Source organism: Egbenema bharatensis FJBBOT/2019 (assembly GCF_048077055.1).
Taxonomy (GTDB): domain Bacteria; phylum Cyanobacteriota; class Cyanobacteriia; order Elainellales; family Elainellaceae; genus Egbenema; species Egbenema bharatensis.
The window spans coordinates 4,852,826-4,873,694 of sequence record NZ_CP182236.1 but is presented as its reverse complement, the minus strand read 5'-3'; the positions used below and the strand labels follow the sequence as shown (position 1 = coordinate 4,873,694).

General features: G+C 51.6%; 15 protein-coding genes and 1 pseudogene. 6 read left to right on the top strand and 10 right to left on the bottom strand.

Going from position 1 to position 20,869, the window contains the following annotated elements:
• Positions 1-171 precede the first annotated feature (171 nt).
• The 5 genes from ACM1PF_RS22460 to psb34 form a co-directional block, all read right to left on the bottom strand.
• Positions 172-810 (bottom strand): DUF305 domain-containing protein, encoded by a 639-nt coding sequence (locus ACM1PF_RS22460; RefSeq protein ID WP_416667108.1) that lies wholly within the window; start codon positions 808-810, stop codon positions 172-174.
• 44 nt (positions 811-854) lie between these two features.
• Positions 855-1,382, bottom strand: a complete 528-nt coding sequence (locus tag ACM1PF_RS22455; protein WP_416667106.1) for a cupredoxin domain-containing protein — start codon at positions 1,380-1,382, stop codon at positions 855-857.
• 13 nt (positions 1,383-1,395) lie between these two features.
• Positions 1,396-3,708 (bottom strand): heavy metal translocating P-type ATPase, encoded by a 2,313-nt coding sequence (locus ACM1PF_RS22450; protein WP_416667103.1) that lies wholly within the window; start codon positions 3,706-3,708, stop codon positions 1,396-1,398.
• A gap of 57 nt (positions 3,709-3,765) precedes the next feature.
• Positions 3,766-3,960, bottom strand: coding sequence for a heavy-metal-associated domain-containing protein (locus ACM1PF_RS22445; RefSeq protein WP_416667100.1), 195 nt, complete (start codon positions 3,958-3,960; stop codon positions 3,766-3,768).
• 431 nt (positions 3,961-4,391) lie between these two features.
• Entirely contained in the window at positions 4,392-4,562 is a 171-nt protein-coding gene (gene psb34, locus ACM1PF_RS22440) for a photosystem II assembly protein Psb34 (protein WP_416667097.1), read from the bottom strand.
• A gap of 591 nt (positions 4,563-5,153) precedes the next feature.
• Between psb34 and ACM1PF_RS22435 the strand changes: the two genes are divergently transcribed.
• Positions 5,154-7,709: a CHAT domain-containing protein gene (locus tag ACM1PF_RS22435; protein ID WP_416667094.1), complete on the top strand. Its 2,556-nt coding sequence runs from the start codon at positions 5,154-5,156 to the stop codon at positions 7,707-7,709.
• Positions 7,710-7,797: 88 nt separating this feature from the next.
• Positions 7,798-10,188 (top strand): hypothetical protein, encoded by a 2,391-nt coding sequence (locus ACM1PF_RS22430; protein ID WP_416667091.1) that lies wholly within the window; start codon positions 7,798-7,800, stop codon positions 10,186-10,188.
• A 639-nt stretch (positions 10,189-10,827) separates the two neighbouring features.
• Here the strand turns inward: ACM1PF_RS22430 and ACM1PF_RS22425 are convergent.
• Positions 10,828-12,206: pseudogene (locus ACM1PF_RS22425) on the bottom strand (UDP-N-acetylmuramoyl-tripeptide--D-alanyl-D-alanine ligase).
• 161 nt (positions 12,207-12,367) lie between these two features.
• Complete coding sequence (locus ACM1PF_RS22420; RefSeq protein ID WP_416667088.1) at positions 12,368-13,570, bottom strand: HhoA/HhoB/HtrA family serine endopeptidase; 1,203 nt, start codon at positions 13,568-13,570, stop codon at positions 12,368-12,370.
• Positions 13,571-13,924: 354 nt separating this feature from the next.
• On the opposite strand from ACM1PF_RS22420, the gene ACM1PF_RS22415 reads away from it, so the two are divergent.
• Positions 13,925-14,764, top strand: coding sequence for a LysM peptidoglycan-binding domain-containing M23 family metallopeptidase (locus ACM1PF_RS22415; RefSeq protein WP_416667085.1), 840 nt, complete (start codon positions 13,925-13,927; stop codon positions 14,762-14,764).
• A gap of 121 nt (positions 14,765-14,885) precedes the next feature.
• On the opposite strand, the gene ACM1PF_RS22410 is transcribed toward ACM1PF_RS22415, so the two are convergent.
• Positions 14,886-16,409, bottom strand: coding sequence for a hypothetical protein (locus ACM1PF_RS22410; protein WP_416667082.1), 1,524 nt, complete (start codon positions 16,407-16,409; stop codon positions 14,886-14,888).
• A gap of 104 nt (positions 16,410-16,513) precedes the next feature.
• On the opposite strand from ACM1PF_RS22410, the gene ACM1PF_RS22405 reads away from it, so the two are divergent.
• Together ACM1PF_RS22405 and ACM1PF_RS22400 are read left to right on the top strand one after the other, a co-directional pair.
• A complete protein-coding gene (locus ACM1PF_RS22405) occupies positions 16,514-17,101 on the top strand; it encodes a prolyl hydroxylase family protein (RefSeq protein ID WP_416667080.1) in 588 nt (195 codons plus the stop codon).
• 73 nt (positions 17,102-17,174) lie between these two features.
• Positions 17,175-17,516 (top strand): hypothetical protein, encoded by a 342-nt coding sequence (locus ACM1PF_RS22400; RefSeq protein WP_416667078.1) that lies wholly within the window; start codon positions 17,175-17,177, stop codon positions 17,514-17,516.
• 117 nt (positions 17,517-17,633) lie between these two features.
• Here ACM1PF_RS22400 and ACM1PF_RS22395 read toward each other — a convergent pair whose 3' ends face one another.
• Positions 17,634-18,836, bottom strand: coding sequence for a ferrochelatase (locus tag ACM1PF_RS22395; protein WP_416667077.1), 1,203 nt, complete (start codon positions 18,834-18,836; stop codon positions 17,634-17,636).
• A gap of 268 nt (positions 18,837-19,104) precedes the next feature.
• Complete coding sequence (locus ACM1PF_RS22390; protein WP_416667075.1) at positions 19,105-19,440, bottom strand: hypothetical protein; 336 nt, start codon at positions 19,438-19,440, stop codon at positions 19,105-19,107.
• A gap of 344 nt (positions 19,441-19,784) precedes the next feature.
• Here ACM1PF_RS22390 and ACM1PF_RS22385 point away from each other — a divergent pair, with 344 nt between their 5' ends.
• On the top strand, positions 19,785-20,156 hold the full coding sequence (locus ACM1PF_RS22385; protein ID WP_416667073.1) for a hypothetical protein: 372 nt from the start codon (positions 19,785-19,787) through the stop codon (positions 20,154-20,156).
• Positions 20,157-20,869 lie beyond the last annotated feature (713 nt).

Here is a 20,869-nt window from a genome sequence, read left to right as displayed (position 1 = left end):
TTTTACTTCGTTGACTGGGCGGGCGAGATGCCCACCCTACAAGAATTCCAGATTATATCGATTCAAATCGTTTGCACGGCAGATAGATTGCCTGTAGGGGCACACTGCTGTGCGCCCTTACCAGGATGTGCAATTTCTGCCAATCAAATTGGTATTATTCAATCCGCATTCCTAACCGTTTGGTATGGTTGACGCACCAAACCAGTCTTGCAGCCAGGCCCGCATTTGATGGATCTCTTGCCGCTGAGTTGATGCTATGGTCTGGGCAAAAGGACGCACTGGCTCATGCTCAATCAGATTGCGATTCAGCAACATTTGCGACATCATGACGGCTCCCATGTGATGCATGATCATGTCTTCCAGAAAGACTCGATCGAGTTCATCTCCCTGTAAATTACTCAGATCGCGCATCATGGGTGTATAGGAGTAGTCAGCAGTTTGACTGGGATACCATTGGCTCAACCAGGTTTCCATCCGCTCAATTTCTGCGGTTTGTACGGCAATAATTTCCTGGGCAAAAGCCTGCATTGCGGGTCGATCGCTCCGTTCCAGGATAATTTGAGCCGTGTCGATCGCTTCTTGATGATGGGGAATCATGTGGCTCAGATATTCAAACTCGCTTTCTACGTGCATATCGTGCATCATGCCACCGTGATGCATTCTACCGTGATGCATTCTACCGTGATGCACGCTGTCTCCTGACATTGGCATATGATCCATTGGATAATGCCGGTACTGTCGGGCGATCGCACCGGATGCGACTAAACCAAGACTTGCCAACGCAATCAATGCTATCTTGCTAATCTGCATTTTTATACTCCTTTTGATATTCCTTCAGGCTTCTAGATTGTTTTCTAAACTACGTTGTCGTTTGATGCTTCGACCTTAATCACACCACGAAACATATTCATGCCACAGGTAAAGAAATATTCGCCTGGTTGTTCTGGAATAAAATCGATAGTTCTTGTCTGATTCATCGGCAGATCGGCTGCAATATGGAAATCAGGCAGCAACACCTGCTCCAGGCAGGAATTTGGATCTTTGCGATGAAACCTGAGCCGTACAGGCCGTCCTGCTTTCACTACCACCTGGCTGGGACTATATCCACCATCCACCTCGATCGTCAGGGTTTGTCGTCCTGCTTCTAACCTGGATTGTTGAGCCTTAGGTTTACTAAGTAGAAACCACCAGAGTTCCAGTCCAATCAACGCAAGTCCACCAACGGTTACTCCAATTTTTACCCCTAAGGGTTGCTCAACTTGCTCAAACTGTCCCGTGGGAGAATGATGCTCCATTTCATGAGGAGTCAGTGCCAGTGCCCCCGATGCGGTTCCCCAAAGAAGCCCCAGTCCTGCCAGTAATCCTACCACTCGCTGATTCATTATTTCCTCCCGCTTACATCAACTGTTTCGGCTGAAATTTCCGTAACCGTAATGCGTTCGTGACCACAGAAACGGAACTAAAGGCCATCGCTGCTCCAGCCAGAATGGGATTCAGTAACCAACCAAAGAGTGGAAACAAAATGCCAGCGGCGATCGGAATGCCAGCCACATTGTAAATGAATGCAAAGAAGAGATTTTGGCGAATATTTCGCATCGTGGCGCGGGAAAGCTGAATCGCCGTTACAATTCCTGCCAGATCACCCGAAATTAGGGTCAGATCACTGGCTGCAATGGCCACATCCGTTCCAGTGCCGATCGCAATTCCGACATCCGCCTGAGCCAGAGCAGGGGCATCATTAATGCCATCCCCCACCATTGCCACAACCTGAGGTTTGGCAGAGCGAGATTGTTTCGATCGTTTCTCCTGCTGAAGATCGGCAATAACCGAAGCTTTTTGATCGGGACGAACCTCAGGAACGACATGGTGAATCCCCACTTCACGGCCGATCGCCTCTGCGGTACGGCGATTGTCTCCCGTCAGCATGACAACGTGCAAGCCCATTCGTTTTAATGCCTGAACGGCGCTGGCAGAGGACGGCTTGAGGGTATCGGCAATGCCCATAATCGCCTCAATACGGTGATCCACTGCCATCCAGACGACCGTTTTCCCCTGAGCTTCCCACTCCTGAGCCACTTCATCCAGCAGCGTTGCCTCTATGGTTTTGACTGCGACATCAATGCCCTGCTCCGTCATCCACCGCTTTGTGCCAATTTGAATCAAGCGATCGGAGACATATCCCTGTACTCCACTTCCCGCAACTGCCTCAAAGTCCTGAGCCTCCGTCAGCTCAATCTCCTGCGATCGGGCGTACTGCACCACTGCATCTGCCAGGGGATGTTCGGAAGCCCGTTCCACTGAAGCGGCTAAACGTAGCAGTTTCAATTCATTCTGGTTGGCTGTCCCGTTCACGGTGAGTAGATCCGTGACCGTTGGTTTACCTTCTGTCAGGGTTCCGGTTTTGTCGAGAACGATCGTCTGGATTTTGTGCGCCAGTTCCAAACTATCGGCACCTTTAATTAAAATCCCGTTCTCTGCTCCTTTCCCTGTTCCCACCATCATTGAGGTGGGCGTAGCGAGTCCTAAGGCACAGGGACAGGCAATGATCAAGACGCTGACGGTAGTAATTAACGCCATCGTCACGTTGCCCGTGAAATTAAACCAGATTAAAAAAGTGACAATCGCAATGGCAATCACCACAGGCACAAACCATCCCGTGACGCGATCGGCGAGTTTTTGAATCGGAGCTTTAGAACCCTGCGCTTGCTGCACCAGTGTGACAATTTGAGCCAGGAAGGTATCTTTGCCCACTCGTGTGGTCTGAAATTTGAAGCTACCCGATTTGTTGATCGTGGCTCCGATCACCTCATCCCCAACCTGCTTTTGCACCGGCAGACTTTCCCCTGTCACCATCGCCTCATCGACCGTGGAACTGCCCTCCACCACTTCGCCATCCACCGGAATTTTTTCACCGGGACGCACCAGAATCAGATCGCCCACCATGACTTCAGCGATCGGGATATCTGCTTCTTTGCCATCCCGAATGACTCGGGCCATCTTCGCCTGCAATCCCATTAATTTCCGAATCGCTTCCGAAGTCTGTCCCTTGGCTCGGCTTTCCAACAATCGTCCCAGCAGGATCAGGGTAATCACCACCGCAGAAATTTCATAGTAAACCGCAGGTTCTAATCCCTGGGACAAAAAGAATTCTGGGAAAAAAGTGGGAAAGAGAGAATAGAAAAATGCCGCACTGGTTCCCAGGGCCACCAGGGTATCCATCGTTGCGGTGCGTCGCTTGAAGGATTTCCAGGCTCCGTGGTAGAAAGACTCGCCACTCCAGAACTGAATGGGAGCCGTCAGAACGAGCTGAAGCAGCGGATGATGGAGCCAGCCAGGAATGAAGGGAATATGCAGTCCCGTCATCATCGGCAGTCCTCCAATCACCAGGATCGTAGTGACGACTCCCCCGAAAATGAGTCGTCGCTTTAAGTCCCTCAATTCTGCCTGTCGGGCTGCGCGTTCCTCATCATCTTCTCCCCCCAGGGGATCTTGATCCTGGAACGGGATGGCGGTGTAGCCCGCTTCATCAACCGCCGTTTGGATCGTTGCAACTGCCGTCTTATCCGCATCGTAGGTCACGATCGCCTGCTCTGCTCCAAAGTTGACGTTGCATTCCCTCACCCCCGGAACCGATCGAATGATTTGCTCAATGTTAGTAGCGCAGGATGCACAGCTCATCCCCCGCAGTTTTAGCGTTGCAGTTTCCATTACTTTTCACCCAAGAATTCTGCCGACCAACCTGAACCCATTGTTGGGAAACATTCCCTAGGCGATCGTGTATCCCGCCGAAACGATCGCCTCTTTCACGGAGGATTCATCCGCCTGGGTGGCAATGCTCACCTGCTTGGTTTTGGTATCTGCGTTGATATCGGCCCCTGGATCGATCGTCTTCACCGCTTTGGTGATTTTGTCTGCACAGACAGAACAGGCCATATCGGGAACTTTAAACTCTAGGGTCATCTCACTGACAGTCCGATCGACTGTTTTACACAACTGACTCTATCCTAGAGTCTCCAGTTGGATGGAGAGTCAAGCGGGAAGTAACCCACGATCCAAAAAAACGGCTAATTGGTTTTCCAGTGGGGCTGAATGCGTCGTAAAAGCTGAGAAATTAAAACCATAATCGGTAGTTCGATTAGCGGGCCAATCACCTTCCTCTGCGGCAAAAATGGCCACGATCGCCAGATTCAGGCTCAGAACCTGTAGTTTATTCGCCTGGGAAAGCAGGTTTCCCGACCCAGTTTCTTTTTGTGCTGAGAGCTATATGGCTCCCTCAGATTCTTGCAGGGTGGTTCCTATCAACAAAAAAGCCAGGCTCGCTTGTAGCCTGGTTTACTGCTAATTATCAAAGCTTTTTATAGTTTTGTAATAGTGAAGGCGTGATCGAACTTCTAAGAGACCGAAACTGCAATGGCAATCAAGCCACCAATCAGGGCAACGCCCAAAGCACCCATCACGATGTATTGAATCTGTTGCTTTTTGTTGGGAGGCTCTGCTTTATAAACTTTCGGTTCCACCGCGAAGTTGTTCAACCGTCCGCCATCTTCAGTCGTATAAGGCATATTTCAAATCCTTTAGCTACTTTGAGTAATTGTAACAAAGGATTACAAATGAGGAAATACCGATCGGCGGATTTAGGGGCAGACTGACCGGGTTCCCGTTCAAACAAAAAGCCCCCAACTCGAATGAGCCAGGGACATTGAATCAGGGTGCATCTACCACTTCACTGTTCTTAAAGAGGGAGGCAATATCCGGAAAATTTGCAGGGTTCAAAAAAAATTAGTTCCTGGAAAATCCGCAATCCTGCGGGAAGCAACGTTTTAGAGCTGTATTTAATCTAAGTACCTGTTCAACCTGGAGCAGATTGTTGAGTTTTCTAAACTTTCTACCAGGTTTGAAAGGATTTGCAGCAGGCAGCTAATCTCCCTGGAATGTAAAACTCAGATGAAGGGGTTGGATGGGCTTGCGATAATTGAATGAAAAGCGATGTGGTAAATAGAGGTTGATCGTACCCTAGGGTAGATGCAGCCTGAAAAGTTTCCTGAAAGTGTCGGCGCGATCGGAACTATGGAATAGGACTGATCCCGTGATGCTCTTCAGGAGTGGCCTAAAGCGGCACACAATTCGTACAAGAGCTAGGAGTGGGCTGAACAGTGACTCAGGAGTTTCATATCTCTGTAACCCCGGTGGGAAAAGATGAATATCTGGTGCGGACGGAGCGCGTTGCACCAGGCGTTCCCCTGGCAGAAGAGCAGGTGGTTTGGCCAGTGGGGAACTGGCTGGCCCAGGCTCGTCAACTGATGAATGACCCCCTCATCGGGCTTCTGGAGGGCAGTTCACCATCAGGGGCAGTGGGCAATCGCGCCCAACTGATGCAGGCAGACAATCTTTCTCCCTTCGCCCAACCCAACCCCAATCAGCCTCCCTTAAGCCTGGTGGAATTAGGGCAGCAGTTTTATGGCTCCCTATTTCAAGGCATGCTGCGAGACAGTTGGGTCACCGCTCAGGGAATTGCTCAAAATCGCAATGAGTCACTGCGCCTACGACTGGGCTTAAAAGGCCCACAGTTGCCCCGGTTGCCCTGGGAAGTGCTGTATGGCAATGATACGCCGACCCCGACTGGCGTTCGTTCAGGTAGTTTGAGTCCCGCTGCCCGACCGCTCGCTACAGGCACCCATGTGATTTTTTCGCGCTATCAGCCCAATGCTCGGTTAGCCACTCAATGCCTATCGGGTCATATTGACCCCCAACAACCCCTGCGCGTGTTGATGGTGATTGCCGCGCCCACCGATCGAGAACGTCTGGAACTGGAACGGGAAGCCCATCAGCTTCAGCAAGAACTTCAGTCGGTTGATGATTCCACGAGTCCCTCATCTACCCATCGCTCCGACCACCGATCGCAACTCGATATTCAGCTCACAATTCTGAAGCAACCTGGACGAGAACAGCTTACCCAGGCGTTGGAGCAGGGACGATATCAAGTACTTCATTACGCCGGGCACAGTGATCTCGGAACCGCTGGGGGTAGCCTTTACCTAGTGAATCGTCGAACGGGACTCAGCGAAATTTTGAGTGGCGATGATCTGGCGGGATTGCTCGTCAATAACGGCATTCGGCTGGCTGTCTTCAACTCCTGTCGAGGAGCCTACACCGCTGCATCTGTGGATCACACTCAAGAACGGAACCTGGCCGAAGCTTTGGTTAGCCGGGGGATTCCAGCAGTCCTGGCCATGGCCGAGCAAATTCCCGACAATGTTGCGCTGACGCTGACCTGGCTGTTTTATCGCAATCTCAAGTTGGGCTATCCCATCGACCTCAGCCTGAGCCGCGCCCGTCAAGGACTCATTTCAGCCTATGGTTCCCACCAGCTTTACTGGGCTTTGCCGATTCTCTACCTGCACCCCAACTTTGATGGCTACCTCACAACCGATAATCGTGCGTCCAATCTGGCTGATCAACTGATTCTGGTACCGCAACGTTATAGTGCTCTGCCCATTCTGTCCACAGAAGAAGCGATCGCCCCCCTGGAGTCCCCCACCTCAACTTCGGTTTCAGGGAATTGGCAGCCTGGAGAATTGGCTCGTTCGGAGCGCGATGCCCTGAGCCGGGGGCAGGGAGCTGGGTTTGGGGATCTAGAGGAAAGTGACAACGAAGCTCAGATCATGGCGGAACTGTTACGACAACTGACCCCGCCGGAGCAGCCGGGTTTATCTTCCCCTGGGTCTACGGTTACTCCCGTGGCTCCAATGGATACGCAGCCGGATATGGAACCTCCAGGGACTCCTGAACTGGTTCCGGTTGTGCCGGGGGGGGGAGATGGCTCAATCCATTCTGGAGCTTCTGCAACCGTTTCCTCTCCACCCCAACCCCTTGTCCGCCAGATTTCCCGATCGCGCCGACTCCTCTCGGCCGTTGGGCTGGCTGGGGCAATTTCGATCGCTGTGTTAGGGGTTTGGTCGCTGGCCAGGGTGCAAGACAGCAGTATTTTACAGTTTCCCCAAACCAGTTCCCTGCCGTTGCTGGGAGGAACCCCAGATCTACAAACTGCTGAGCCTGAGCAAGTCAAAACGGTGGCTGTGAACTCTTTCAGACGGGGTAACTATGACGAAGGAGAAGCAGCCGTCGCGGTTTTGCTCGATCGCGGGAACCTGCGAGATGCCGCAGAAGCACTGGCCAGTGTGCCCACCAGCGTTGATTCAGCCAATATCAATTTCCTGTGGGGACGTTTGGCATGGCAAGGGATTGATACGGGGAACCCGGTTTACACCGTAACCAATGCCCGTCGTTATTGGGAACGAGCCGTCCGTGCGGAACCCGAGAATGCGATGTACCTGGAAGCCCTGGGGTTTGCTTACTATGCAGAAAATAACCCAATGCAGGCCATGCAGACCTGGGCCAGAACCCTATCCCTCCTGGAAGATCAGCCGATGTCTGCCCAGCAAGCTGCGACCCAGGCTCTGAACGTGAGTTCTGAATCAAGTCCAGATGGGACGCTGACGACCTATGCTGGATTGTCCCTGGCATTGTGGAAAGCAGCGAGCGATCAGCCCATTAGCCAGCAGAATAGCTTTCTCCGCCGATCGATCGATCTATATCGCTCGGTGCAGCAAAAAGATCCGCATAATTTCCAGCCTCAAGCTCTGCGCCGCAACTGGTTGTGGACTGAGGCAGCCATTCAAGATTGGGAAACCCTGGGTCAGTATCGATGAACTGATTCAGATGACTGATTCAAATAAAATTTCGTGAAGATATAAAATAAATTAGGCAGATACAGTCCGGAAATCAGGGCAGGGCGGCATGAAGCAGCAGGGGCGATCGGCAGGGCGAGTGCGGGTGTGGGTGCAGGATGCTGACCGGCCCAGGCGACGAAGCTGGCCAGTCACCCTGCTGCTGCTGGGGCTAATGGTCGGTCTGTTGCTGGCGGCGATCAGTGGAATTAGCCTGGCGATGCGGCTGATTGTTAATCCAGGATCGGTGGGCTGGATCAGTTGGCTACTCCCCGATTGGGAGCAATCCCCGCTGATGGGGCAACCGCCCCAAATGCTATCGGAAATTCGCGCAGCCGCCACAGAGGCTGGATTACTGGTGGGTAATCCGATTTACCTCAATACCTATCCTGATTTATCCAGGGGAGAAACGGGATTTGATGATTGGTTATTGCCGCTCTATCAACCGCAGCCTTTTTGTGAAAACGAAGCTCTGTCTAACTGCCAGCGACTCGTTGAAGTGAGAATCTATCGGCCGTCAGCCCCCCGCCGCTTGCTACAGGCGGAAATGGGATTGGAACTGATCGATCGTCTGCCCGTGACTGGGTTGGAAGAACACGCTGTTGTTGCCCCCCTGGTGAATGCTTCGATCGCCGATCGGGGTTCCACCCGAAAACTTGCCTACCAATCCATCCAGTTTATTGATGGCTCGGCTCCCCTGGATGGGGTTTGGATTCATCTCAGTGGGGTATGGCAGCGGGGCAGTAATCGCATTGTGTATGGGCAGGTGATTCGCTATGATCCCATCCGGGGACGGTTGCAGCCGTTGGAAACCTGGACAAGTCCGGCAGAACAGATTCCCAAATGGCAAGTTGTGACTGGCACAGCCGCAGATCTGGTGGTTGATCAATCCATTGGGCTAGAACCCCAGTTTCAGGTGTATCAATTTAAACACCTCCCTTCACCCGTTCGCCCCCTGCAAGTGATGCCCATCACCCTGGCAGAAGCAGGACTGGACGATCGCGCCTATCAACATGGATTACTGCTGGCTCGAAATGGGCTGTGGTCAATGGCTCAACGGCAACTGGAAGCCAGTCAAGCGAATCATGCATCCGGTTCATCATGGACTCCCGCCGCGCAGGCCCAACTCGACTTGATCAAGCTCCATGCCCAAGTGACCCAAACCCAAGCCGATCGAGATTGGGCCAGTCCCCGGCAACAAATCCTTGCCCTGCTGATCGACGGACGGTGGGCAGAGGCTTTAACGCTGTTGCGAACTGCTCATGCCAATGGCTACACCCTGAAATCCCTCCTATCCGATCCCACCCAACGGCTTCGGCAGCGAGTAGAAACGGCATTGCGCGTTGCGCCTGACTCCACCTTGCAATCCTGGGGAATCCTGTTGACAGCACTGAAGGACGATCGCGGCGCGGCGATCGCCTGGTTGAATCAGCAATCTCAGGTGGCGGTGGGTGAGGCAGAACTGCAAGAACTGTTGTCGCTCCTGGAAACCCCCACTTCTCCAGTCATTGTGGCTGCCTCTCCAACGTCTGTAGAGGTGACGAATGCCCCTGCCCTCGCTTCAGCAGCCCCATCCCAATCCATGCATCTGTTCCTGGGGACGGCCGTACGGCGATCGAGTATTACCCCGCAGGAGTGGTTCAATCCTGACCCGGAGGTACCTCTGACGCTGGGCACGAACCAAACCTGGTACGAAATTCAGGTGGAATTTCAGGATGGCCAACGCTGGCAGCCTGGAATTCAAGGTTCCATCGGGAATGCTGATGGTGCTGAAACGGGACGATCGCGTTGGATGGAGTTGGGTCTGAATCAGGAGGCGCAAATTCAGCTAATTGCCTGGACGGAAAATGCCTCAGCTCAAACGACCTCAGCCCCGATTCGCGCTATGCAGTTTCATCAGGGTCGTCTGCGCCTATTATCCACCGTCGAGGCTTCAGCCTTCACTGCCCCGGTTGCGCTGGCCCTGTCCCCATCCCAGCTATCCTGGCTCCAGCCCGTGGAAGTGTTGACCTTAAATAGCTTGAATCAGCAGTATCCCCAGTGGACAACCTCACTCCTGGTAGAATTCGCTCAAGCCTTGCAGCAAGCTGGACTCTTACCGCCTGCGGCTTCTCCTGAGGTTATGCCTGCAAGTCATTTACTGAAGGAGTTTGGCTCTGGAACCGTACAATTGATGGATGTGACCGGCGATCGACAACTGGAGGGCGTTCTGACCCTGACCACCCCTTCACCCTCCGGTGAAATCACAACGATTTCCGCGAATCCTGACCTGCCGGGTTCCACTCAAACGCTGATTTTTTCCAGCCAGGGCACCCTCCTGTACAGTGACTTGAGCGCCCCCAGCCAAACCCTCCAGGCGATCGTCGATTTGCATCCCGGCAATTCCCCTGCCCTGATTGTCCGCAACGGCGAGAGCTACCAGATTCGCCAATGGTCAGCCCAGCAGCAGCGGTTTGAATAGGTTTGAGTAGGTTTGAGGAATTTTGAGCCATACCGCATTGCATCTAGTTGACTGAGAAAAACGCTGTATGGGTTCGCAAAACGGCCCGCGAGGAAATCAGCAGCAGTATGAATCATCACAATGGGCCTTTACAGGAGAATTAGCCCTGGGGCAGACGTTTTTGGGGTTTCTAAACTGTTATTTCTGAGGAACAGTAAAACTCCCTGGCGATATCTGGGAATTCAACGGTCAATCGAGCAAACTTATCCAGGTGGCATGCACGTCTTTTCAGCGTTTGTGTCTTCAGATGGGTCGATCGTCCAGTTGAATTTTCCCAGATTTTTGTCTGTCTCCTTTGCGCCAAAGGCAATAGGTAAAAGCCAACTGTAGGAATGCAAATTGAATAATCTGAACCTCTTGTGGGGTGGGCATCTTGCCCGCCCAGTCAACCAGGCAGAATGATCGACAGGCTGTTTAATTCACAAGGTTCTCCCGCAATGATGGTGGAAACCGTAGTGCAGGCTTCCAGCCTGCGCGGACAAGATGCCCGCCCTACAGGAATATGGCATTATCCTTATCCCTAAGATTCCAGGAGAGCCATTCACAATTCAGAGTGCGAATCGTATCTTGATCTCGATCCCGTTCTTCACTCTTTATTCTTCACTCTTCCACCCACCACTCTCGCACCCGATCGACGACCTGATCTAGCCCCACCGCCCGTGAAGCTTTAAACAGCAGGCGATCGCCCGGTTGAATCAGTGCTTGCAGTCGTTGCACAACCTGTTCATGACGGGTAAATTGCTCTGCCTGAAGGGGAGCGGCCCCGTCGGCCATGGCCTGACGTTCAGCAGGATCCGCCAGAATCAGCAAGCCATCCAGGTTGAGTCGTTTGGCCACTGCCCCAACTTGATAGTGAAAGTCCGGCGATCGATCGCCCAGTTCTTTCATCGTGCCCAGAACGGCAATTCGGCGGGTGCCAGGGGTTTCCGCTAAAAGCTGTAAGGCAGCCGTCATGGATTCCAACCCGGCATTGTAGGTTTCATCCAGAATCACAATGTCGTTGGGTAAGGTGTAGCGTCGGGCCCGTCCCTGGGGCAGTTCTACGGTCAACCCCTGCTTGAGGCAAGTCCAATCGAGCTGGAGCAGTTGAGCCACTGCCAGAGCCGCCAGATAGTTGAGGGCATTGTGCCGTCCTGGAAGAGGTAAGGGAAGCTGAACACCATTTACCCGCAGCGTCTGGGAGTCGATTAACATCCCCTGAAGATCACCCTCCGTCAACCCATAGGAGACGGTTTTTCCCTGCCAGATTTGCGCCGCCGTTGCCATCAAGCGGGGATTATCGTGGTTCAGTACCGCCATTCCCGTGAGGGGCATTTGCTGGAGGAGTTCACATTTAGCATTGGCGATCGCCTGCTCGGAACCCAGCCTGCCGATGTGGGCCGTACCAACGTTGGTAATCACGGCAATATCGGGACGGGCAATCTGGGTCAGCAGGGCAATTTCACCCGCCCCGCGCATTCCCATTTCAATCACAGCGTAATCATGGGATGAATCTAGCTCCAGCAAGGTCTTAGGAACGCCAATTTCGTTGTTGTAGTTCGCCTGGGTCTTTAATACCTTACCCTGGGTTGCCAGCACTGCGGCAATCAGTTCTTTGGTCGTCGTTTTGCCCACGGAACCTGTGACGGCAATCACGGGAATCGTGAACTGATCGCGCCACCATCGCCCGATCGCCTGATAGGCTTGCAGGGTATCTTTGACCCGGATCAGCGGGATTTTAGCAACATCCTCTGAGGAATCTTGTCGATCGGCGGAATCTGCTCCACAATCGCGGCAATTGCCCCCCGCTCGATTGCCCCTGCCACAAAGCGATGCCCATCAAAGTTTTCGCCTCGTAGTGCCAGAAAGACTTCTCCAGGACGAACGTGACGGCTATCTGTGCTGATACCCGTGGCGATCGATTGAAGATCAGAATCCGATAAATGCAGCGGTTGCGCCATGAGCAAATCAACCAACTGACTCAGAGGAGCTAAAGCCATGAAACGACTGCAAACAAACGAAATTGATTCGCTGTCATCATATCGCTTGTGTAGCCCGGATCGATAGTTCTTTGCGGGCGAGCGGGGAGCAGAGTTCTGGCAGACTGAATCATCAACCTTTAACTATCAGCCTTTAACTATCAGCCTTTAACTATCAGCCTTTAACTATCAGGAAATGCCGTTGGGCGAACTTCAAGGGTTTGCAGCTCATCGCCGCGCTGAATTTCAACCGATACAGGTTCCCCAATACTGGTCAGTTCTACCTGTTCCTGCACATCAGAGGCGGACTGCACCTCGACATTGTTAACCCGACGGATTACATCTCCCGGACGGATCCCTGCACTCTCCGCAGGCGCATTTCGTACCACTTGCAGGATCAAAACCCCTTCATCGGCGGTCAACGTGACATCCACCCGGCGTTCCTGATTGATCTGCTCCTTCAATTCAGGGCTTAGATCCACCATTTGAATGCCCAGATAGGGATGTTCCGCCTTACCATCATCAAAAAGCTGGGTCACAATCCGGGAAGCGGTTTCAATGGGAATTGCAAAGCCCAATCCCTGAGCGTCTGCCCGAATTGCCGTGTTGATGCCAATCACTTCGCCCCGATCGTTGAGTAATGGGCCACCTGAGTTACCGGGATTAATGGCCGCATCGGTTTGAATGAAGCGCACCCGCCGATCGGGGATTCCCACATCTAAGCTCGATCGGCCCGTGGCACTGATAATACCGGCGGTTACGGTGTTGTCTAGCCCCAGGGGATTGCCGATCGCAATGGCCCACTGACCTGGAATGAGTTCATCCGATCGCCCCAGGGTAACAGTGGGCAATTCCTCGGCATCAATCTTGATCGCGGCTACGTCGGTAACATTATCAACCCCCAGGACGCGCCCTTCGTAGGTGCGACCATCCCGCAGCGTCACCGTTACCGTGCTGGATCCTTCCACCACATGGGCGTTCGTCACAATTCGGCCATCCTCGGTCAGGATAAACCCAGAGCCAGTCCCCTGTTCCACTCGTTCCTGGGAAGGAGGAAGCGGTGAATCATCGCCAAAGAACCGGCGCAGGGGATCGGGAATGCTGCTAACCGTACGAGAAGAGTCAATCCGTACGACTGCTGGCCCGACTTTCTCGGCAGCTTCAGCAATAAAGTTTTGATTAATTTGCTCAAAGGTTGGCGGGGGAGCTTGAGCGATCGGGGATTCCCGCACGGCAACATCAACTGCCACCGGAGCAGGTTCCTCTTCCTGAGCGACAGAACGATCGGCAACGGGATAAAACTGACGACTTCCAGCCCAGCCGACTCCGCCTCCGATCGCCAGAAGTACAGCATAAAGGCTAATTTGCTGAATCGCTCTACTCATAGGTTTTTCCTTCACTCCAGGCGAAATCACTGCTGAACAAGAGGCGATCGCCCTGCACGACTGATTGCACTCTTAAAATTAATCCCAGATGCACGAGCAGAAACGACTAATTCCAATCTAACCAAATCTCTCCTGAACAGAAACCAGTAAAACCGAACAAGAAAATAGCTTTATCATTTGATGCCGCTAAGTATCCTCAAAATTTGTCAGAATTTTAATGAACGTCAGGAGTAGGAATCAGGGATGAAAATTTCGCCTCTACATCGACTTATGTTTTCCCTTACCCCTATTTTGCCGTGTTTTGTTGGGTTTAGCGTGGTTAGTTCAGCTATAGCTGCTCCATCCGCTTTTGAAATGGCTCAAGTTGACCCGGCAGTTCCAGCAGAGTCCGCCTGTCCCCCTCCAGCCCTGTCTCGCCTATCTCGCCATAGGATCGCCCCCGGAGAAACGGTGGACAGCATTGCCCAGCAATACAACTTGATTCCAGCCACGCTCCTGGGATTTAACGCGGTACTGCGGGAAGGACAACTGCCCGTCGGTGCGGAATTGATCATTCCCCCCTTTAACGGCATTCGCATTGAGGTGCCATCAGGGACAACCTGGCGGGATCTGGCGGAACAGTATGGGGTTCGCGCCGATGCCCTGTTTGAGGTCAACGGCTGTCAGGACACTCCCCCCAGCACGGCCTTCATTCCGGGGGTCAACTGGTCGCCAACGCCTACTGTATCCAGCACTGCTGCAACGACCCATCCGCTGAGGGGCTATCCCCTACCCACGATCGCTGAAGTGTTGACCACCTATGGCTGGCAAATTGATCCCAGCACCGAACAATATGTGTTTCAAAGTGGTGTGACCCTGCAAGCAGAACCAGGTGCAGCCGTCTTAACGGTGGGAGCCGGAACCATCGCCTTTGCCGGACAACAACCCGCCTACGGTAATTTGGTGGTGGTTAACCACAGTGATGGACTACAGACCCGCTATGCCCAGTTGAGCAGCATCTCTGTCCAGGTGGGACAACAGGTGAATCCAGGCGATCGAATTGGCACAGTCGCACTGACGGACTCCAGCCCCGCCTTCCTGTGGTTTGAAGTGCGATCGAATTCAGCCATCGGCTGGGTGGCCCAAGATCCTGGCACCTACATTCCCGACATTCGAGCGGTTGACCCGGTACGGCGACGGCAAGTTCCCGAATAGGGAAGATTTGATGCGATCAAATTGATTGCGATTAAATTGCGATCGAACAATCCGTAGCGCAGGCATCCTGCCTGTTGGATAAACCATCGCAACCAATGTTCTTCACGCAACCCTGCTGACCCTAGGGCAGCCATCGCGGCCGCAACCCAGCCACGCCCACTTCCTGGGGTTGAGCCTGTAAGGGAATTCCCTGATCATCTTCCACGATCGGCAGAATCCAGAGTTTGCTGGAGGCGATCGCTTTGCCATCTCGACCCCGAATCACTCCATCGGCATTCACATCTGCATCAGAAATGGCCTGATCGAACAGAACGGCTAACCCATCGGGGGATAGGTTCATCTGAATGTCTTGCTGGATGGGCAACTTTAACAAGTCCACCACTTCCCCAGAGTCCAGATTGATCGCCGTCAGGTAGGGTTGCTCCAGATAAACATCCCCTGGAATTCGTCGAGTGAGCAGGCAGTACAGGTTACGTTTATTCGGGTCAAATTGAGCATCCAGAAACGAGCCATCAATTTCTAAGAGTTCTTGTTCGGTGCCCTGGTTGGTGATCAAAAATAGCGATCGCGTCGGGTTTTCTGGGTTGCGGTTGAAGCGCACCATCGCAGCAGCCGTACCATCCCTGGCAAAGCTAAGAATCATGCCATAGCGGGGCAAAAAGTCTAACGGATCGGCTCCTGATTCCAGCGGCAAGATCGCCATCCCCTGTCCCTGAGACATTGCCAGCGATTGACTGTCTGGAGCGATCAGAAAATCTCCCCCCGGTTCCGTTTCGATCGGTCTGGCAGGTTCCCCCGGTTGCAGAATCCATAGTCCAAAATCAGCCGGGTTTTGTTGATTGACCCGCTGCACGACGATCGTTTTGCCATTGGGGGATAGATCAAACTTCAGGTTCTGGTAATCCCGGTTGTCCAGCACCAATTCCACCACGCCAGCCGATTGGGGGGTAGCGGTTGCGTTCCGTTCTGCCCGTTGGGAAACGGCGCCAATCAGACTATCGGGAGGTTGAATTCTAATCCCTGTAGAGACTGTATAGAGCTGTTGATCGCCCAAACTACGCCGGGTGCCACTGCTTTGCTCGATCGCCGAAAATAGAATTCGATCGTTTTCTGGATAGGGCTTGAAGTCCATCACCAGCAGATTGGGCGGAGTCAAAATCTTTTGTTCTTGCCGAGTCAGATTCAACAGCACCAGTCGTCCTGCCTCATCCCCTTCTACTCCCAGGTAGACGAACACCCGATCGCGGGATTGAAACTCGCTGGTAAAGGGCCGCATCTGCAAGCGAGCATCATCCGGTGGACTGAACCGATCTCTCCCTCCCTTCAGGCTCAGCTCAAAGGTTTGTCCGTAGGGAATCGGTGACTCCAGCGTGTAGGCCATGCGTCGCCCAGCCCAGCTAAACTTACCGGGTAAAGGCGGATCAATTTGCAGGTTCTCTTCAACGCTGGCCTTATCCATCGGGCGGCTAAAGCTGAGAATAAATGCAGAGTCAGCGGCTCCCACCTGCCGAGCTTGCCAGGTAAAGTCTCGCACCCTGGCAATGGCTTGACCGCTCTGAGTCAGCAAGAACCCAATGGCTAAACTCAGTATCACAATCAGCGTTAGCGCCGTGCGATCCAGGTTTTTAGTCGATCGTTTGAACATATGCGAGTGAGATGTGAAAACAGTAGGTGATAGGACTCGTCCGCTCGAAGGGAACCCTCCTATTGTGTCATCTTCCAGTCAGGCTAATCTATTCAGGCTACTCTATGACGATTCCTGCCCTTACCCCCCTGGGAAGCGAAATCTACTTGGTTAAAAATGCGCTAGACTCCACGATTTGTCAACATTTGTTAGAAATTACCAAAACCTGCACGTTTAATGCAGCCGGGATTTTGGTCAACACCGTCGATAATGCCGTTCGTCGCAGTGATGTGATTGAGTTGGGTGGGTCTGATCCGCTGCTGCACTCCACCAACCAACTGCTGTTTAGCAAACTGGCGATCGTTCAAAACCTGCTCTTTCAAACCTATGGAGTCAAATTTCCCTACGCTGAACCCTGTTCAATTCTGCGCTATCAGGAGGGGCAGTTCTACAAACGCCACGTCGATAATATTTTGCTCTCCAGCCGCTTTCAAGAAGTGGATGAAGGGATTCCGACCCGCGATATCAGCATCGTCGGCTATCTCAATGATGATTTTGAAGGGGGAGAAACCTACTTCGATCGCCAGAATATTAAGGTGAAACCGGAAGCAGGAGCCATTCTGGTTTTCCCTGCCTACTTCACCCATCCTCACGAGTCTTTGCCAGTAACAAAGGGCGAGAAATATGCGTTTACAAGCTGGTTGTTTCATTAGACCATTGACTCAACCAAGCTGTAGTATCTTCAAAATGGGTGAATTTCACTTCAAGGATGAGGGTTCTGGAATTATGAGTCAGCAAGGTAATTTTGCCGGTGGTTTTTTACTCGGTTCTGTCGTGGGCGGGCTGGTCGGCGGTGTGGTGGGTGTACTGGTGGCTTCTCGCCTCTCTCAGCAAGAGGAACTGGAATCTGAAAATGCCCTACCGGGTTTAGACAAGCAAAGTAAAGGCAACAAAAAACGTCAACTGGGAGCCTCAACGGAGCAAAATATTGAGGTTGCTCGCCGGGGATTGGAAGACAAAATCGCTCAACTGAATGATGCGATCGACGATGTTCGCCAACAACTCAGCTCAGTCAATGGCAACCCGCCGGAGGAGGGAATGGAGCGATCGGCTCCGAAGGAGTTTTAGTCCGTTCAGCCTCTGTAGGCAGGCAGCTTAACTTTTGGTGGGCAGTGCCCACCCTACTTTTTTTGGGCGGGCAAGATACCCACCCCACAAGAGTTTCAGATTATTCAGTTGTATTCCTTAATGGGTATGGTGATGATCGTGCCCGTGGTGGTGGTGATCATGATCATGACTGTGGCTGTGGCTGTGAACCGCTCCTTGAATGGGGGCAAGGGAAGGATTGACCGCTAAAGCTTGCTCCGAGAGCAGGGCTGCAACCTGTTCATCAGCCCAATCGGCTGCCATTTTGAGAAAGGTTGGATTGTCGTTAACGCAGGGCATTTGTACGTAGGTGACATCGGCATGCTTGCGGCGTAAGGCGTGAATGATGTGTTCAACATCCAACAGGGTTTCGTGGTTTTCAGTGGCAAAACCGATCGGCATAAATACCAGAGCTTTTGCCCCCAGGTCGATTAAGTTTTTGGCGGCCAGTTCTGTGTTGGGTTGAGTCCACTCAATTAAAGGAGTTTGGTGATTCAGCCAGCCCACTGAAATCAAAGGATAGCGATAAATTAGCCGTTCCCGCACTAATTCGTAGAGTGCCTGGCTTTCGTCAATTCCAGAGGTAAATCCCTTCGCCTTGTGGGGACAACCATGATTCATCAGCACAATGCCGATCTGGGAGGGTAAATAGGCACTGGCTAGACTTTTGGCGATTTGCTCCTCAACCATGCTAGCCATTAGTTCAATATAGTCTGGCTGATTGTAGAAAGAGGGAATGTAGCGCACACCCTTCACCCAGTGCTCGGTTTCATCCGACAGAGTTCCCAGGGCTTTGTTGACCTGTTCGATCGCAATCCCACTGGTAAAAATCGAATCTACTACGAGCAATGGATAGATCAGCAGCTTATCAAAACCTTGAGTTTTAATTTCTGTCAGCACTTGCTCTGGCAAAAACGGCGCGCAGAAGTTGAAGGCTTTGAATACCTGCACCCGATCGCCCCACTTTTCCTGAAGGTGCTGCTCAATTCCAGCTCGCTGCTGTTCAAAAATGGCATTGTGAGGAGAAATAAAGTGATTATGCTGATGCTGCCATTCATGCAAGTCAAAAACTGCCAAAAGCTTTGCCAGAGGAGGATAAACCCAGGTGGGTACTGGTGCAAACTTAGCGGTCAGCAAATTCAAAGCTTGCTCGTTGTAATTGGCAAAGTCTTCATAGCTTTCAACTTCCCCATAGCCCATCAACAGAACGGCGACCCGATCGCGGAGTGTAGCGTTAGTCGTATCGCTGCCGGAGCTGGAATCTTGAGTTGATTGCTGCAATTTTTCTGGAGTCGCAACCACGCTTGCACCTCGGTATTCTTTCAAGTCTTTGGTATTGGGTCACTGCATCGAGAACGGGTAAAGCAAACCGACCCCGGCTTGCCCGATCGCTCCTTGCGTTCCCAATCCCTAGGGTAGCATCCCCCTCTGGGGCATAGCACGGTTATCTGACAAAACAAGCTCGGATTCAGGAAGCATTCCGCTCAACTATACGAGAATGAGGCAGACTCAGGTGCCTGCCTCACGATGAGCTATTTTTGTAACTGCGATCGACTGCGATCGGTCATCATTAGTCCGTTAGAGCATCGCCTGCATCTTCGGCTCGTTCACCTAGCTCACGGGCAGTCTCCTGCGCCCCGATGGAATACTCTTGACCAAACTGCTTTAATGATTCTGCTGAATCTCTCCGAATATTTTCCATCCGTTCATCCAATGGCACATCTCCCCGCGCTTCATCTAAGAATTCACCTGTTGTCTTGGGGCGATCGGAATTGCGATCGGCTCGTTCAATTCGATCGCGCATTCTTTCCCCTAAGGTTTCATCCGCTTGAGCAAGGTCAACCGCAGTTGTAAATACCACGAAGCCGACGAGGGCAATTGCAAAAATTCGCTTCGGACTAAACATTTTTAGGACAGAAATTATATTTGCAGTTACTTGATCGATCACCGTTCTCATTGTTGTAATTCTCCAATTTTTCATACATAAGCAAATCTACTAATAAATCTGTTTTGATTCCTCTAGCAAAAGGTGTATTCTTTTACAAATTAACTGTTTACTATTTTTCGGTTTTTTGACACTCCATGTATTCTGTACCTGGAGAAGTACCGAAATATTTTTGTGTTGCTCAACACATCGCAGTTTTAACTATTTTCTGCACTTTGGCAGAATAGATTTTTCCAGCATCTCGATAACATAGTTGAAGCAGCTCGTGCTATTAAATGCAGAACTTGTGAGTGCAGGAGAGTTTGGTGACTGAAGTACAAAAATCTGGACAACCGAACGATCGCCAACCAGATGAATGGCAGCAGGATTTTAACCCGAATTTAACCGCAGTGCAGAATACAGGGCTGCATGCTTCCCAACTCGAAAAAGAAGCTCCCACTGCTTACGACATTAAACTCCTCCACGACTATCTACCTGAATTCAACGATGAGGAGTTAAAGCAAATTCCTGTTGTTCCCCAGGGATGCCGTTTGAAACAAGGAGCGACCTACATTGATTTAATGGATCGAAGCCGTCCAGAGCTCATGGCGATGGGAGATATGGAAGCGAGTCGAGATCACTACTATGTCCCTAAAACAGAGGTAAATTACGAGCTTTGGAATAGACTTCTCGCATAGGGGTAGGTTATGAAACTCAATCTAATGCTGCTTTGGATTACGCTCTCGTTTGTTATTGTGGGGGCAATCACCCTACTTCTGCAACCTTTTATCTCTTCCCGTTAATTCGGGAAGGGTATCAGTTTAAATCAATTCTGCTAAGAAGTTTGAGTGCTCGACTAGCCTGGAGTATCTCATCTTTGCATTTCCAGGGTGAATATTTACAGAGCGATGTAGTCAAGTGATGTGTTTGTGGTGCAATGCACTTACAGCGCGATCGCTTCTGCTATCGATCTTTTCCTTGTCGAGGATTGTATTTCTCCATCGCAAGATATTGCATCCTCAAACGGCGAATTATTCCAAGTGATACAAGTGACTGGTGCAGCACTCACTTGATTCTTTTAATTCCTCAATAATCGTCTTAACTGCTTTGATGGTTGCTTTGCTCGATATTAGTACGATATCAGTATATGGTTTTCCTAAGTCTGTAATTTGTCTGAGTTCAATGTCATCCTGTTGATAGAAGTCATGATATTGAATAAAGCGATAGATTTAGATTAACCAACTGAATAAATTTCAACGTGAAAAACTGCGTTCCAAACCAGTGAATTGCAGCGGCGATAATGATCGTGTTTAACGTTTTGATTCGGCAATCTGACGGTATTCCCTTTAATGCTGTACATTCTTGTCGAGAAAGCAGGTCAATGGAACTAAGTTAGTTTTTCGCCTGGTTG